Origin of the sequence: Neorhizobium sp. DAR64860/K0K1 (assembly GCF_050500205.1) — a bacterium.
Taxonomy (GTDB): domain Bacteria; phylum Pseudomonadota; class Alphaproteobacteria; order Rhizobiales; family Rhizobiaceae; genus Neorhizobium; species Neorhizobium soli.
Genome location: NZ_CP191459.1, coordinates 388,361 through 403,095, shown reverse-complemented (window position 1 = coordinate 403,095; position 14,735 = coordinate 388,361). Strand labels below are relative to the sequence as shown.

The following is a 14,735-nucleotide window of genomic DNA, read 5'->3' as shown; positions in this document are numbered from 1 at the left end:
GCTTGGAGATCAGAGTATTCAGGCTGCCATCACGGACGGCGGAACAGTGCCAGGCTGCGGCCTTCCAGCTCGAAGTCCCGTTCCTTGGTGATCACGAGACCCTTCTTGGAATAATCCGACGTGGTCATCTCCAGCACCCAGCCACCTTCGCCGAACTGCGGGATCTGGAACGGCACGTTGCCTTCGAACGGGTTGAACAGCAGCAGCACGTCGTGCCAGATGCCTTCTTCTTCCTTCAGGTCGCCACGGCCAATGTAGAGACCGATCGTCGAGCCTTCGTCCCACTGTTCGGAGGTCTGGAAACCACCGCCGGCGTTGAACCACTTGATGTCCATGCCATCGCGCCAGTTCTCGCGGCGCAGCAACGGCTGCTCGTGCCGGAGCTTGATGATCTGGCGGGTAAACTCGCGCAGCTGCTCATTGCTTTCCGGCAGGTTTTCCCAGGCGACCCAGGAGATCTCGCTGTCCTGGCAGTAGCCGTTGTTGTTGCCGAGCTGGCTGCGACCGAACTCGTCACCGGCCAGCAGCATCGGCGTGCCGTGCGAGAACATCAGCGTGGCGAGGAAGTTGCGCTTCTGGCGCTCACGCACCGCGTTGATGCCCTCGTCTTCCGTCGGGCCTTCCTCACCGTAATTGTAGCTACGGTTGTCGTTATGGCCGTCGTTATTGTCCTCGCCGTTCTCGTCGTTGTGCTTCTCGTTGTACGAAACCATGTCGTTCAAGGTGAAGCCGTCATGGGCGGTGATGAAGTTGACCGATGCCCAGGGACGACGACCGCGCTGATCGTAAAGATCGCCGGAACCGAGAAGGCGCGCCGCAAAGTCCGTCGAGACGTTGTCGCCCTTCCAGTATTCGCGCACCGTATCGCGGTACTTGTCGTTCCATTCGGCCCAGCCAGGCGGAAAGCCGCCGACCTGGTAGCCACCCGGACCGATATCCCAAGGCTCGCCGATCAGCTTGACCTTGGAAAGGACCGGATCCTGAGTGATCGCATCGAAGAAGCCACCGCGCTCGTTGAAGCCTTCCGGCTCGCGACCGAGAATGGTGCCAAGATCGAAGCGGAAGCCGTCGATATGCATCGCTTCGGCCCAGTAGCGCAGGGAGTCGGTGACCATCTGCAGTACGCGCGGATGCGAAGTGTTGACGGTGTTACCGGTGCCGGTGTCGTTGATGTAGTAACGATGCTGGTCCGGCATGGTGCGGTAGTAGGAAAAGTTGTCGATGCCCTTGAACGACAGGGTCGGTCCAAGCTCGTTGCCTTCGGCGGTGTGGTTGTAGACCACGTCGAGAATGACTTCGACGCCGGCATCGTGGAAGTTCCGCACCATCTCGCGGAAACCCTGGATGCCCTTCGGCCCGAAGTAGCGCGAGGCCGGCGAGAAGAAGTTAAGGGTGTTGTAGCCCCAGAAATTCTTCAGGCCACGATCGAGCAGGTGCTGGTCATCCGGGAAGGAGTGGACCGGCAGCAATTCAACCGAAGTGATGCCGAGGTTCTTGATGTAGTCGACCGTCGCCTTGTGGCCCATGCCTTCATACGTGCCGCGCAAGTCGATCGGAACGCCGGGGTTGAGCTGGGTGAAGCCCTTCACATGCGTTTCATAGAGGACTGTCTGCGGCCAGCTGATCTTCGGACGGTTGTTATCGTGCCAGTCGAAATTGGGGTCGATGACGACGCCCTTCGGTGTATAGGGACCGCTGTCGCGTTCGTCGAAGGTCAGGTCCTTGTCTTCGGCAAGGAGGTCATAGGCAAAGTGTGCCTCGTTCCACTCAACGTCGCCGAACAGTTCGCGTGCATAGGGGTCGATCAGCAGCTTGTTGGGGTTGAAGCGATGGCCGTTTTCCGGGTCATAGGGGCCATGGACGCGGTAGCCGTAGAGGGCGCCGGGCTTCAGGCCGGGGATATAGCCGTGCCAGATCTCGTGGGTGTATTCCGGCAGCTCAAGGCGGGCGATTTCCACCTTGCCGCTCGGGTCGTACAGGCAAAGTTCGACGCGCTCGGCATGCGCCGAGAAAATCGCGAAGTTGACGCCATCGCCGTCGTAATTTGCACCCAGCTGAAGCCAGGAACCCGGGTGAACGACAAAGTGGCTCGATTTCGTATCCATATTTCCCCGCTGGTCATACCAATTGAAACTTTCGCCTATAGAAGGTGCGAGGCTGCAATTCGTTCCAGAGGCCCTGCAATTTAGGAGGTTTCGCAAGTTGCCCGCGAAATTTTGAGGGCGGCACGCGTTTCCGGATGGGCCGCCTCCCCTATCTCTCTGTTGGTACCCATAACAACAGGGAGAAGACCATGACGACCATGCCCCCGGAAGAGCTCGAAGGCCGGCTGAACGCGCATCGCGAACTGATGATCGATCTGATCGCTGCAATGATTGGCGGCGAGCTGACGACCACCCGTTTCGTGCAGCGGCTGCGTGACGACGCTACATTCAAGGACAACGAGGAAGATCCCGGTTTCTCCCCCGATGGTGCCTTCGCGATCGAAAACGCCATGGCCCGCGAAGTGCGCTCGGTGTTGGAAGCGGCACGTGCAAGGGCGGAAGCCGACAAGAGTTAATCAAATTTTATGAATAAGGCCGTTTCGCCGCATTTGTGGCTATTTCGTGGAACCATGATTCCGTATCGCAGTTGATAGGCTTTAGGAGTGTGGCGGGAGGCAATCATGGTCAAGGAATGGATCGAGGCTGCAGGTTTTGTGATGGTCATCGCGGCCTGTTACATGATGGTCGTTCCGATCTAGCGATCGACCGGTCATCCCATTGACTGACACCAGCGACGCATAACTGTGGCTGGCCTCTTCGCTGACGCCAACCTTTTATCGGCGAGACTTCCTGTGAGCTTGGCGCGTTCGAGTCGTTCAGTAACGTACTATTACATCGTGTAAGATCTGGAACGAAATGACACCGGTCGGGTTGGACATCCAGTGACCGGGCGAAAAACCTTGTGTTCACGACGGGAGATCCATCATGCATCACGTTCTGACAATGCTGAAGAACCGGTTCCTTTCGCATCGCAGCTTCGGCCATCCAAAGCATCTTGCGGCCAAAAGCCCGCAAGAGCTTAGGGTCCTTGTGCCCGATGCCGTCGTACTGCCGCTTCCCAGAACAGCGCGAGAGGAGATCAGTGTCCCCGCGTCTATCAACGGCAGGGATCTCTCGACTGGCCGCCTTTAACCGGGCCGGCCACGACAACAGTCCATGACAATAAAAAGGAGTGAAACATGGCTGACATGAAGTCCGCTTCCATCCTGATTCTAGCAACCGACGGCTACGAGCGCTCGGAGCTCCGGTTTCCGCTCGATGAACTGCGCAAACGTGGTGCCGACGTGAAGATCGCTTCGATCAAGTCTGGAGAGATCAGAAGCTGGGACGAGACCGACTGGGGTGACTCTGTCGCGGTCGACCTTGAAGCGAAGGACGTCAAGGCAAGCGATTTTGATGCGCTGGTTCTGCCCGGCGGACAGATCAATCCCGATGTGCTGCGCAAGGATGAAACGGCGATCAGCGTCGTGCGAGATTTTGTGGCGAGCGGCAAGCCTGTTGCTGCCATCTGCCATGGTCCATGGCTGCTGATAGAGGCGGATGCCCTGCGTGGCCGCAAGGCGACATCCTACCCGTCGATCCGGACCGACGTTCGCAATGCAGGCGCGTCCTGGCAGGACGAAGCCGTGGTCTGCGATAACGGCATCATCACATCGCGGTCACCCGACGACCTGCAGCAGTTCGTCGACAAGATCGTCGAGGAAGTCAACGAAGGCCGTCACAACAGACAGGCCGCTTGATTGCAGGATGACTGGTAACGAAAGCCCGCTCCTACATGGTCGGTGCGGGCTTTCTCTTGTCTGGGTGCAACGAGATCATACGCTGGCTGACGGAGCGAGAACCGGTCCGGTCAGGTCTGTTCCTGCTTCAGGAATGCCAGAAGCCGGCGCTCGTTCATGCGCAGACCACGGCGGCCGTCCGTCGGCAGGGTTTTCGCGTTCATGATCTTTTCGAGCGGCGAGACATCCTCGGCAAGGCCCAGGATCTGCGGATGGATATAGCTGGTGCGGCAGACGGCAGGCGTGTTGTGCAGCGCTTCGGAAGCCGCGTTGCACAGTGCCTTGATCTTGGGGCGGTGTCCGTCCTCAGCCATTGTATTCCAGGCTGACATGAAGGCTGCGAGGCTTCCGCCCCAGGTGCGGAACGTCTTTGCCGTGACCGGAAAGCCGGCGGCCTTGGCGAGATAGGCGTTAAGCCGGCCAGAATCGATCGGTCGCGGCGTACCGTGTTCATCGGGAAACGAAAACAGCTGGCGTCCCGGAAGGTCGGCGACGTCTTCCAGGATACGTTGCAGACGCGGATGTTTCAGCGTGTGCTGCACCCGCTTGCCACCCTTGGCGGTGAATTTCAAAAGGATACCGTCGCCGGACAAAACCATGTGCCGCTTCAGAAGCGTCGTTGCGCCGTAGGTGCGGTTTTCCTTGGCATAGGCGCGGTTGCCGACCCTCAGATGCGTCATGTCCATCAGCGCCACAAGTGCGGCGATCACCGCCTCGGACTTGTCGAGACCATGCGACAGATCGCGGGCAGCTCTGGACCGGATGCGCGGCAAGGCCTCGCCAAACTGGGCAAGCTGGTCGAACTTGCGCTCGCTGCGGAAATTCTGCCAGTCCGTGTGATAGCGATACTGCTTGCGGCCGCGGCTGTCATAGCCGGTTGCCTGGAGATGGCCGCTGGCATCAAGGCAGATCCAGACGTTTTCGTAGGCTGGGGGCAGGCCGAGTCCGGAGATGCGGGTATGGTGGTCATCCTCGACCAGCAAGCCACCATCCGGCAACCGATAACTGAACCCCTTGCCGCGTCGTTCCCGCCGAATGCCGGGTTCGGTATCGTTGACATAGGTGAGGCCGATCGTCTTGAGAGACTCGACGTCAATTTCAATGGTGCTGACTAACGTATCCATAACCGCTAAACTGAGATGGATATCGCTTCGTTCCCACGCATTGAAACACCCAGAGAACTTAAAGAGGGACGTCGCGCAAGCCTTCCGAAGCGTCCGGGCGCTCCAGGTTGGCACGCGGTACCGTCATCCGCCAGACAAGGCCGCCGGGCCGGAAATCAATATCGACAGTGCCGCTGAATGCTGCGGTGGCGTGGCGCTTGATGATGGTCGTGCCGAACCCGGTGCGGGTGGGCGGCTTTACCGTCGGGCCGCCGCTTTCTTCCCAGACCAGAAGCAGGTTCACACCACGGCTCTCGCCGTCTCCACCCGAGACGGTCTCCTCGGCGATATCGCTCCATGAGATCCGTACCGTACCATGGGGTACAGACAATGCGCCGTATTTGACGGAATTGGTGGCGAGTTCATGCAGCACCAAGCCGAGATTCTGAACTGCACCCGCCTTCAGCACGAAATCCTCGCCCTGGATCTGGACGCGGTCCGCCGCTTCCGCAAACGTGCTCATGTGGATCTCGACGACCCGATGCATCGGAACACCGCCCCATTGCTCTTCGGCAAGAGCCTCGATCGATTTCCCCAGCCCCTGGAGGCGGGTGCTGATTGCCCTCTGGAACTCGTCCATCGGCGTATCCTTGCGTGCCAGCTGGCGCATCATAGCCTGGACAAGCGTGAGGATGTTCTTTGTCCGGTGAACCAGCTCGTGCAGGATGAGATGAATACGGTCTTCCGCCTGGCTCCGGTCGAACGAGGCGTTCGAAAGCGCGACGGCGATCTGGTTCGCCTCGGTGATCTTGGTCTCCACCGGCGAGACGATTTCGCCCTTGCCGATCCGTTCGGCCATGTCGGCGATCTGCCTAATCGGGATCCGCAGCTGCCAGGCGACGAGGTAGGCGACGACCATGGCTATGGCGAGAAAGACGATGCCGCCCGCAACGAGCTGCCGCCAGGTGGAGATAATGTTTTCCTGCGCGGACGCGATCGGCCCCCAGACGACGGTCTTCCAGGCCCAGCCGGTAATCTGCGCATAGCCGTACATCTGCTTGCCCGCACCATCGACATCTTCGATCGTGCCGCGAAAACCGGTCATCAGCCGCAGAGTTTCGCTGGGAAACCTGGCGCCCTCCGCCATCTTTGCGGCACCGACCGAGGTGACAACCTGACCGCTGCCATCGAGGACCGCGGCAGACCAGCCATCCGGCAGGCCATCGACGGACAGTAGCTTTTGCAGATCCTCGGCATTCTGCGTGATGATCATCGCAGCGCCCGAGGCGTTTATCTTCTCAGACAGCGGCATCGCGACGTTGAAGACCCACTTTCCGCTGGTCGTGCCGCGAAACATGCTGGAGGCTTCCGTCAAGCCGCTGCGCAGCATGGATTCGAGCGCTGGCATGTTGGCGGTCTTGCCGAGCGGCGTATCGAAGGGGACGCGGGTATTCAGCCGAAGCTGTCCGTCCCGGTCTGCGACGATCACGAAAAGCTTGGTGGAACGCAGGCTCGACCGGGTCCGCTCGTGGAAGGCGCGAAGGTCACCGGACTCCAGCTCGGGAGAACTGACCAGCAGGCGCAGCGTCGTTGCCATGTCCTGCAGCTCGCGGTCGACCGCACGAGCGATCATCTGGGCGTCTTCTGCCGTATTCGAGGAGAGCATGTCCCGTTCGTGCTCTTCCAGCTGCAGCATGAGAAAGGCGCCGAAGACAAGCAGCGGTAAAGCCACGCCCACGACGAGCGCGATCAGATAAGCCCCGATCGGTGCCGTCGGGAAGAGCCGCGCAAACCTAGCCATCCCGCACGACCGTTGCGCGGGAAGGTTGGCAGGCAGCAGAGCCGCCGCGCTGGTGATCCATTCTTAGCCCCGTCCCTTGGCTTTGAAAGCAACGCCATGAGTTCTAGCGGCTTTTGGAACACTGGCCAAGGACTTGGTGATGCGGCCGTCACCTTTCCGATGAATATTCGAATATTCAGTGCCGCGAGATCGCCGCAAGCAGCGACGTTGCCGGCATGACCAGCGGCCCAGTTCCATCGGCAAGGACGGTTTCCGGCACCCGGTGGATCACAAACCCGGAAATGCCGGGTGCTTCGACCTCAGACGCGCTCAGATTGGCGCGCAGTTGCACGAGACGATCCGACAGCTGCCAGTCGATTGCGATCGTCTCCGGCGCGGAGGCAAGAACGCGACCGACGCTGTGAGGCATGCCGGAAAGGCCCGGAACCAGGTGCTCGCGCCGCTTTCCGATCAGATCCCGGATCTTCCCGTAGGCGGCAGAGCCCTCCGCCGTGTCGCGACGCTCCCAGCGCAGTTTAGATTTCTCGAACGCTTCCGGCGCATTCGGATTGTCCAACTGCCAAGGTTCTGTGACGCCTTCCGGCAGGCCGCCGAATTTTTCCGCCTCGATCAACCGGTTGGCCCAGGTGGTCATGGCGATGTCGCCCTCGTAATCGGCAAAGAACGCGAACGGCTGCACTTCCCCATATTCCTCGCCCATGAACATCATCGGCACCTGCGGCGACAGAAGCAGCATTGAAGTCATGACGTCGAGAAGCCCCGGCTCCGACAGGGAGATCAATCGTTCGCCATGGGCGCGATTGCCCACATGATCATGGTTCTGCAGGAAGTGGATATACGAGGTAAGCGGCGAAGATCCGCCCGCGTCCGCGTCTGACCTCGCGTCTTGCTCGTCATCGTCCTGCGACGGCATGCCGCCATGCGCGAGGCAAGCGGCGAGCTTGGCGACCGGCTGCGCGGCAAAAGGTCCGGCATGGCCCACGGCCTCGCCTGTCGCGATCACATGTGCGGCGTGGTAGGCGTCGTTGTTCCATCCGGCCACAAACGCATCCGGCGTACCGCCACGCTCCGGGTTGCGCAGGATGGCGCGATGGTCCTCCATCACGAGATGGCGCCGCCGACCCGTCGTTTCGGAATGAACGCGCTCTGCAAGTTCGACGAGAATGTGCTTCTCTGACGTTTCATCCAGGATTTCGTCCACCGCATCGATGCGAAGGCCATCGAGATTGAACTCTTCCAGCCAGTAGAGCGCGTTTTCGATGAAGAAAGCACGCACGGCTGGTTGGGCAAAGTTGATCGACGGACCCCACGGCGTGATAAACTGCGGATCGAAGAAAGACGGGATGTTCGAGACGATCAGGTTTCCAGCCGGGCCGAAGTGGTTGTAGACGACATCCAGCATGACCGACAGGCCGACCCGGTGGGCGGCATCGACGAAAGCCTTCATGTCATCAGGCGAACCGTAGGCGTGGTGCGGGGCATAGGGGAGCGCGCTGTCATAGCCCCAGCCGCGATCGCCCGGAAATTCGCTGACCGGCATCAGCTGAATGACAGTGAAGCCGAGATCGGCAAGGTCGGCGAGACGCGACGCTGCGGCGCGAAACGTGCCCTCGGACGTGAAGGTGCCGATATGCATCTCGTAAATCACAGCCTCTTCCCAGGCATGCCCCTTCCAGGCCGGCATGTTCCAGCGGTAGAAGGCCGGATCGACGATCATCGAGTGGCCATCGACGCCACCGTCCTGCGCTCGCGATGCGGGATCCGCGAAGGCCTTACCGTCGGGCATGACGAACTGGTAGGGCGTGCCGGGCTCGACGCCCTCGACGGTCAGCGTGAACCAGCCCTGCCCGGCCGGCAGCATTTCGCGGTTGCGGCCGGCGATGCGGAGGCGCAGGCGCTCGATGTCCGGCGCCCAGAGGCGGAACAGAACGCTGTTTTCGCCGACATGTTCGGCACCCCAGGATTTGGGGAAGGATCGGCGCACGGGCGCGCCGGACGAGACGTGGCCGGAAGCGGTCCGGCGCGAATCGTAGGGCGTGAAATCGCGGGTCAGCGACATGGCATCTCTCCCTTGTTTCAGTCACAAGGGAAACACGGGGCGGACAGGAATAGTTCCCTATTGCCCCGTAACGACCGGATTCGGGATAGGAAAATTGTCTTTTGTCAAGTCAATTTTCTGGCCCGATCATGGACTTAGCCGATGCGGTTGCCGCTTTCCGGATCAAACACGACGGCCTTGTCGAGATTGAAGGCGAAGCGGAATGTCTGGCCAAGCGTGACCGGTACTTCGGCGCGAGCGCGTCCCGTGAAATTCACCCCGTCCATCCGACCGGTCACGAACGTGTCGGAGCCCGTCGGCTCGACCATAGTTACCTGCGCATCAACGAATGCAATCGCATGCGCCGTCGGATCGGCAAGGCCGGAATCGGTGATCGCTTCGGGGCGCAGGCCGAGAATGACATCCTTGCCCGCGGGCAAAGCAGACGTCACTGTTGGCGGCACGGCAACCGTCGTCGAACCGCCGAACAGGGCGACGCCGCCGGAGACGACCTTGCCCTTCAGCATGTTCATTGCCGGCGAGCCCATGAAATCGGCGACAAACAGATTGGCCGGCAGATTGTAGATTTCGGCAGGCGTTCCGACCTGCTGTACGATGCCTTCCTTGAGGACGACGATCTTGGTCGCAAGCGTCATCGCCTCGATCTGGTCGTGGGTGACGTAGACGATCGTGGCGTTGGTGTTCTGGTGCAGCGCCTTGATTTCCGCCCGCACCTCGACGCGCAGCTTCGCATCAAGGTTGGAAAGCGGTTCGTCGAACAGGAACACGCGCGGCTTGCGAACCAGCGCCCGGCCCATGGCGACGCGCTGCCGCTGGCCGCCGGAAAGCTGGCTCGGGCGGCGCTTCAGAAGATGCTCGATCTGCAGGGTCTTTGCCACGCTTGCGACGGCCGTTTCCCGCTCCGCCTTGTCGATGCCGCGCATCTCCAGCGCAAACGCGATGTTCTCCTCCACCGTCATGTTCGGATAGAGCGCGTAGGACTGGAACACCATGGCGATGTCGCGCTTGGACGGATGCAGGTCCGTCACCACCTCGCCATCGATGACGATGTCACCGGATGTCGGTGGCAGCAGGCCGGCAATGGCGTTGAGCAGCGTGGACTTGCCGCAGCCGGACGGGCCGACCAGCACCAGAAAGCCACCCTTTTCCAGATCGATGTCGATGCCCTTGAGGATCTCGACATTGCCGATCTTCTTGCGGATATTCTTGATCTCGAGAAAGCTCATGTTGGATCAACCCTTGACTGCGCCGGCCATCAGGCCACGCACGAAATAACGTCCGGCGACGACATAGACGAACAGCGTCGGCAATGCCGCAAACACGGCGGCGGCCATGTCGACATTGTATTCCTTGACGCCGGTGGAAGACGAAACGAGGTTGTTGAGCGCCACCGTCATCGGCGATGCTTCGCCCGACGAGAAGGAGACGCCGAACAGGAAGTCGTTCCAGATATTGGTGAACTGGTAGATGACCGTGACGACGATGATCGGGCCGGAGCTTGGCAGAAGAATGCGCCAGAAGATCTTGAAGAAGCCGGCGCCGTCCATCATCGCAGCCTTGACCAGCTCGTCCGGAAACGCCTCGTAATAGTTGCGGAAAAACAGCGTGGTGAAGCCGAGGCCGTAGACCACATGGACGAAGACGAGACCGGCGGTGGAATTGGACATGCCCATGGCACCCAGCAGACGCGCCATCGGGATCAGCACCGCCTGGAACGGAATGAAGCAGGCAAACAGCATCATGCCGAACACCAGCTTGTGGCCGGGAAAGCGCCACTTGGTGAGAACATAGCCGTTGAGCGCGCCGAGCAGCGTCGAGATGGCCACAGCCGGAACCACCATCTTCAGCGAGTTCCAGAAATAGCCCTTGATGCCGACGCAGGAGACGCCGATGCAGGCCTCGCCCCATGCCTTGACCCATGCGGCGATCGACGGATCTGACGGCAGCGCCAGCATGTCGCCGCCGCGGATTTCATCAAGAGACTTCAGCGACGTGGTGAGCATCACATAGAGCGGCAGCAGATAGACGGCGGCAAGGATGATCAGTGCGCCATAGATGAAATAGCGGACGGTGCGGACGGAACCCGCGCTGACATTTTCAGGGATCGCGCTCAATGGTTCTTCTCCCGAAGCTCGGAATAGAGATAGGGGACGATGATCGCGGTAATGCCCATCAGCATCATTACGGCGCTGGCCGAGCCCACATTCATCTGGTTGCGGGTAAACGTGTAGGAATACATGAAGGTGGACGGAAGTTCGGTGGCATTGCCCGGCCCGCCGCCCGTGAGCGCGATGACAAGGTCATAGGACTTGATCGCCATATGCGCGAGCACGATGAAGGCCGACAGGAAGACCGGGCGCAGCATCGGAATGATGATGCGGCGATAGATCGAGACCGTTGAGGCGCCATCGATCTGGGCCGCCTTGACGATCTCGCCGTCGATGCCGCGCAGGCCGGCCAGAAACATCGCCATGATAAAGCCCGAGGCCTGCCAGACGCCGGCAATGACGACGGTGTAGATCGCCATTTTCGGGTTGACCAGCCAGTCGAACTTGAAGCTTTCCCAGCCGAGATTGTGCATCGTGTTCTCAAGCCCGAGGCCCGGATTGAGGAACCACTTCCAGGCCGTACCTGTCACGACGAAGGACAGCGCCATCGGATAGAGAAAGATCGGCCGCAGAACGCCCTCGGCGCGGATGCGCTGATCCATCAGGATCGCGATGAAAAGCCCGATCGCCGTGCAGAGCACGATGTAGAGAACGCCGAAAATGGCGAGGTTCTGCATCGCCACATACCAGTTGGGCTGCGACCAGAGCCGGTAATAGGCATCGAACCCGCCCCACTTGTAGATCGGCATCATCTTCGACGTGGTGAACGACAGATAGACGGTCCACAGGATGAAGCCGTAGACGAACACCAGAATGATGGCGAAGGACGGCGCCAGAACAAGCTTCGGCAAGCCGTTGCGCAAACCATCGGCCATGGACCGCCGCGGCCTGGTCGGCGTCACCATCGGAGCCGGTTCGATTGTCGTCATGGGGGATCTCCGGATGCGAATAGAGACGTTTGAAGGTGCGCCAACAAAAACACCCCCTCTGGCCTGCCGGCCATCTCCCCCACAAGGGGGGAGAAAACCTGTGGGCACCCACCGACCAAATCGGGCCCAGACAGTGCGGCTGGGTTAAGCCCCTCCCCCTTGTGGGGAGGGGTTTGGGGCGGGGTCTTTTTGCTTTTTGACTACTTCGCGGCAGCAACCGCTTCCGGCAGGCGCTTCAGCGCGGCATCCGTGGTCAGCTGGCCATTCAGATGCTGGGTGATGACGTCGAGCATGGCTTCCTTGACGGCCGCCGGCTGGGCGTAACCATGGGCGAGCGAGCCCATCAGCGTGCCCTTGGACGAGGCTTCCGCCAGATCCTTCATGCCCTTCTTGGCGCAATCGTCGAACTTTTCGTCCGAGACGTCGGTCCGTGCAGGCACGGAACCCTTGACCGTGTTGAAGGCGATCTGGAACGCGGGATCTTCGACGGCGGATGCCATCTTCATCTGTGCGTCCTTCTGCTCTTCACCCACGTCGAACATCATGAACTGGTCAGCGTTGAACAGGACGGAGCCCTGTGTGCCGGGGAAGCGCATGCAGACAAAATCGGTGCCGGGGGTCTTCTTGGCGCGCAGCCATTCGCCCTTCGACCAGTCGCCCATTTCCTGAGCGCCGGCCTTGCCTTCGATGACGAGCGCGGTGGAGAGGTTCCATTCGCGGCCGGAGAAGTTCGGGTCGAAATAGGTGCGAAGCTTCGACATATCGTCGAACACCTTCTTCATCGTATCACCCGACAGCGCTGTCGGATCGGCGTCGAGCACGGCCTTCTTGTAGAAATCAGGACCGCCAACGGACAGAACCACGGCTTCCCAGAGGGTGCCGTCCTGCCACGGAACGCCGCCATGGGCGAGCGCGGTGATGCCCTGCGCCTTGAAGGCGTCGAGCATGGTGAACAGCTCGTCCATATTCGTCGGCTGCTTGCCGCCGGCCTTGTCGAAGGCAGCCTTGTTCAGCCACAGCCAGTTGGTGGAGTGAATGTTGACGGGGGCAGCAACCCAGTGGCCATCATACTTGGAAAACGCCTGCAGCGCTTCCGGAATGACCTTGTCCCAGCCTTCCTTGGCGGCGAGATCGTCAAGATTGGCGGCAACGCCCATCTCGGACCAGTCGCGCAGGTCGAAGCCGAGCAGCTGGACGGCGGTCGGCGGATCGCCGGCGGTCACACGGGCGCGCAGCGCCGTCATCGCGGCAGAACCGGCACCACCGGCAACCGGCATGTCTTTCCAGCCGATACCCTGCTTGGCCAGGTTTTCCTTGAGCACGTTGAGCGCCGCGGCTTCGCCGCCGGACGTCCACCAGTGCAGAACTTCAACCTGTTCGGCTGCCTTTGCGGCGCCAGCGGTCAGCGCAATCATAGCCGCACCGGCGGCCAGTTTGCCGATCAAACGAATAGTCATTGAAATATCTCCCTCAAAGCCGGGCTCCTCTCCGGACATCGATTTATAACGATATAACTGATGTAAGTGTCAACCCCGTAGCGGACAGAATTTCAGTGATGTCAAAGATCCGGTATCACCCTGTTATAAAACGATAAAAGGGATATTTCCAGTTTGCGACGGTGAAGAGTTTATTTGCACTTGCCGAATTTGCGGCGTTTTGCAACGATACAAACAGGGCGCCTGGAGGGGAGCTGGAGGAGACAGGAATGCCGCTTGACGACCGGGATGACCGGGGTGAGGACATCGACCCGGATACGCTGCAGCAGGGACGCCCGGCGCGGCCGCACGCGAACCGCTTGCCCCGCGATACAGCCCAGAAGAAACCGACGCTGAAGACCGTCGCCGAACTGACCGAGCTTGCGGTCACGACCGTGTCGAGGGCGCTCTCCGACGATCCCCAGATTGCGCTCGAAACCCGCATCCGCGTGCGCCAAGCGGCCGAAGATGTCGGCTATCTGCCGGATCGCGCGGCGCAGCGGTTGCGCACCGGACGCACCAACGTGATCAGCCTCGTCCTTGATCCGCACGAGGAAATCCTCGGCTACGGCACATCGATGATCCGCGGCATGAGTGCGGCCCTGCGCGGCACCAGGTACCACTTGGTGATCACGCCGCATTTTTCAGACACGCCGCAGATCGATCCGGTCAAGCATATCGTCCGCAACCGGATGGCCGACGGCATCCTGTTCAGCCGCACCGAAGCCGCCGACGAGCGCGTGAAATTCCTGATGGAACAGGGTTTTCCCTTCGTGTGCCACGGCCGCACCGAGCTTGCGACGCCGCATCCTTACGTGGATTACGACAATTACGCCTTTAGCTATCGTGCCGCGAAAAGCCTGATCGCTGCTGGCTGTCGGCGGCTGTTCATCATCCTGCCGCCCGCCCAGTTCACCTTCGCCCATCACATGCGCCACGGCTTCATGACGGCGGTGCGCGAGGAAGGCGTTGCCTTCGAGATTTCCGACCGTGTCTCGCTCGACAGCAAGTCCGATGCGATCCGCGATCACGTGGCGGAACGACTGGCGGCCGACGACGCGCCCGACGGCTTCATCTGCGGCGGCGAGGTCTCCGCCATGGCCGTGATGTCGGCAGCCTACGACACCGGCCGCATCATCGGCCAAGATGTGCGCCTGGTCGCCAAACAGACGTCCGGCCTGTTCGACCAGGTCCGCCCGCGTATCGAAACGATCTACGAGGACCTCGCGGAGGCGGGTCGTCTTATGGCCGCGCTGCTTCTGAAGCAGATGGGTGGAGAGGTGCCGGTCGAGGAACTGCAGGCGCTGCAGACGGTGTAATGAAGGGGACTTCGGCAGCCCCAACCTCCCCTCATTTTTGTGCTCGCCACAGGAACCCAGCCGACGCGTCCGCAACCCCCGCCCCCTCATTCCTGTGCTTGTCACAGCAATCCAGTAG

11 protein-coding genes are annotated in these 14,735 nt (G+C 60.7%); 3 read left to right on the top strand and 8 right to left on the bottom strand.

Annotated features, from left to right (window positions below; all coding sequences use genetic code 11):
* Window positions 1–29: 29 nt before the first annotated feature.
* Window positions 30–2,105, bottom strand: coding sequence for a glycogen debranching protein GlgX (gene glgX / locus ACQY1J_RS06510; RefSeq protein WP_062461460.1), 2,076 nt, complete (start codon window positions 2,103–2,105; stop codon window positions 30–32).
* Between the two features lie 188 nt (window positions 2,106–2,293).
* On the opposite strand from glgX, the gene ACQY1J_RS06505 reads away from it, so the two are divergent.
* Both ACQY1J_RS06505 and ACQY1J_RS06500 read left to right on the top strand, forming a co-directional pair.
* Window positions 2,294–2,560: a hypothetical protein gene (locus ACQY1J_RS06505; protein ID WP_192077734.1), complete on the top strand. Its 267-nt coding sequence runs from the start codon at window positions 2,294–2,296 to the stop codon at window positions 2,558–2,560.
* A 663-nt stretch (window positions 2,561–3,223) separates the two neighbouring features.
* A complete protein-coding gene (locus ACQY1J_RS06500) occupies window positions 3,224–3,784 on the top strand; it encodes a type 1 glutamine amidotransferase domain-containing protein (protein ID WP_062461469.1) in 561 nt (186 codons plus the stop codon).
* A gap of 110 nt (window positions 3,785–3,894) precedes the next feature.
* On the opposite strand, the gene ACQY1J_RS06495 is transcribed toward ACQY1J_RS06500, so the two are convergent.
* The 7 genes from ACQY1J_RS06495 to ACQY1J_RS06465 all read right to left on the bottom strand — a co-directional run bounded on the left by ACQY1J_RS06495 (window position 3,895) and on the right by ACQY1J_RS06465 (window position 13,280).
* On the bottom strand, window positions 3,895–4,920 hold the full coding sequence (locus ACQY1J_RS06495; protein ID WP_430251869.1) for a DNA topoisomerase IB: 1,026 nt from the start codon (window positions 4,918–4,920) through the stop codon (window positions 3,895–3,897).
* Window positions 4,921–5,005: 85 nt separating this feature from the next.
* On the bottom strand, window positions 5,006–6,727 hold the full coding sequence (locus tag ACQY1J_RS06490) for an HWE histidine kinase domain-containing protein (protein ID WP_430250990.1): 1,722 nt from the start codon (window positions 6,725–6,727) through the stop codon (window positions 5,006–5,008).
* Window positions 6,728–6,902: 175 nt separating this feature from the next.
* A complete protein-coding gene (treZ, locus tag ACQY1J_RS06485) occupies window positions 6,903–8,786 on the bottom strand; it encodes a malto-oligosyltrehalose trehalohydrolase (RefSeq protein ID WP_430250989.1) in 1,884 nt (627 codons plus the stop codon).
* Window positions 8,787–8,920: 134 nt separating this feature from the next.
* Window positions 8,921–10,012, bottom strand: a complete 1,092-nt coding sequence (locus ACQY1J_RS06480; protein ID WP_092659538.1) for an ABC transporter ATP-binding protein — start codon at window positions 10,010–10,012, stop codon at window positions 8,921–8,923.
* 6 nt (window positions 10,013–10,018) lie between these two features.
* A complete protein-coding gene (locus tag ACQY1J_RS06475; RefSeq protein ID WP_062461481.1) occupies window positions 10,019–10,900 on the bottom strand; it encodes a carbohydrate ABC transporter permease in 882 nt (293 codons plus the stop codon).
* Window positions 10,897–11,823 carry a carbohydrate ABC transporter permease gene (locus tag ACQY1J_RS06470; RefSeq protein ID WP_082471979.1) on the bottom strand — a complete coding sequence of 309 codons (927 nt, stop codon included), beginning with the start codon at window positions 11,821–11,823 and terminating at the stop codon, window positions 10,897–10,899. The genes ACQY1J_RS06475 and ACQY1J_RS06470 overlap by 4 nt, the downstream gene beginning before the upstream one ends.
* A 200-nt stretch (window positions 11,824–12,023) precedes the next feature.
* Window positions 12,024–13,280, bottom strand: coding sequence for an ABC transporter substrate-binding protein (locus ACQY1J_RS06465; protein WP_062581941.1), 1,257 nt, complete (start codon window positions 13,278–13,280; stop codon window positions 12,024–12,026).
* A 248-nt stretch (window positions 13,281–13,528) separates the two neighbouring features.
* Here ACQY1J_RS06465 and ACQY1J_RS06460 point away from each other — a divergent pair, with 248 nt between their 5' ends.
* Window positions 13,529–14,617 carry a LacI family transcriptional regulator gene (locus ACQY1J_RS06460; RefSeq protein WP_082471978.1) on the top strand — a complete coding sequence of 363 codons (1,089 nt, stop codon included), beginning with the start codon at window positions 13,529–13,531 and terminating at the stop codon, window positions 14,615–14,617.
* Window positions 14,618–14,735: the final 118 nt, after the last annotated feature.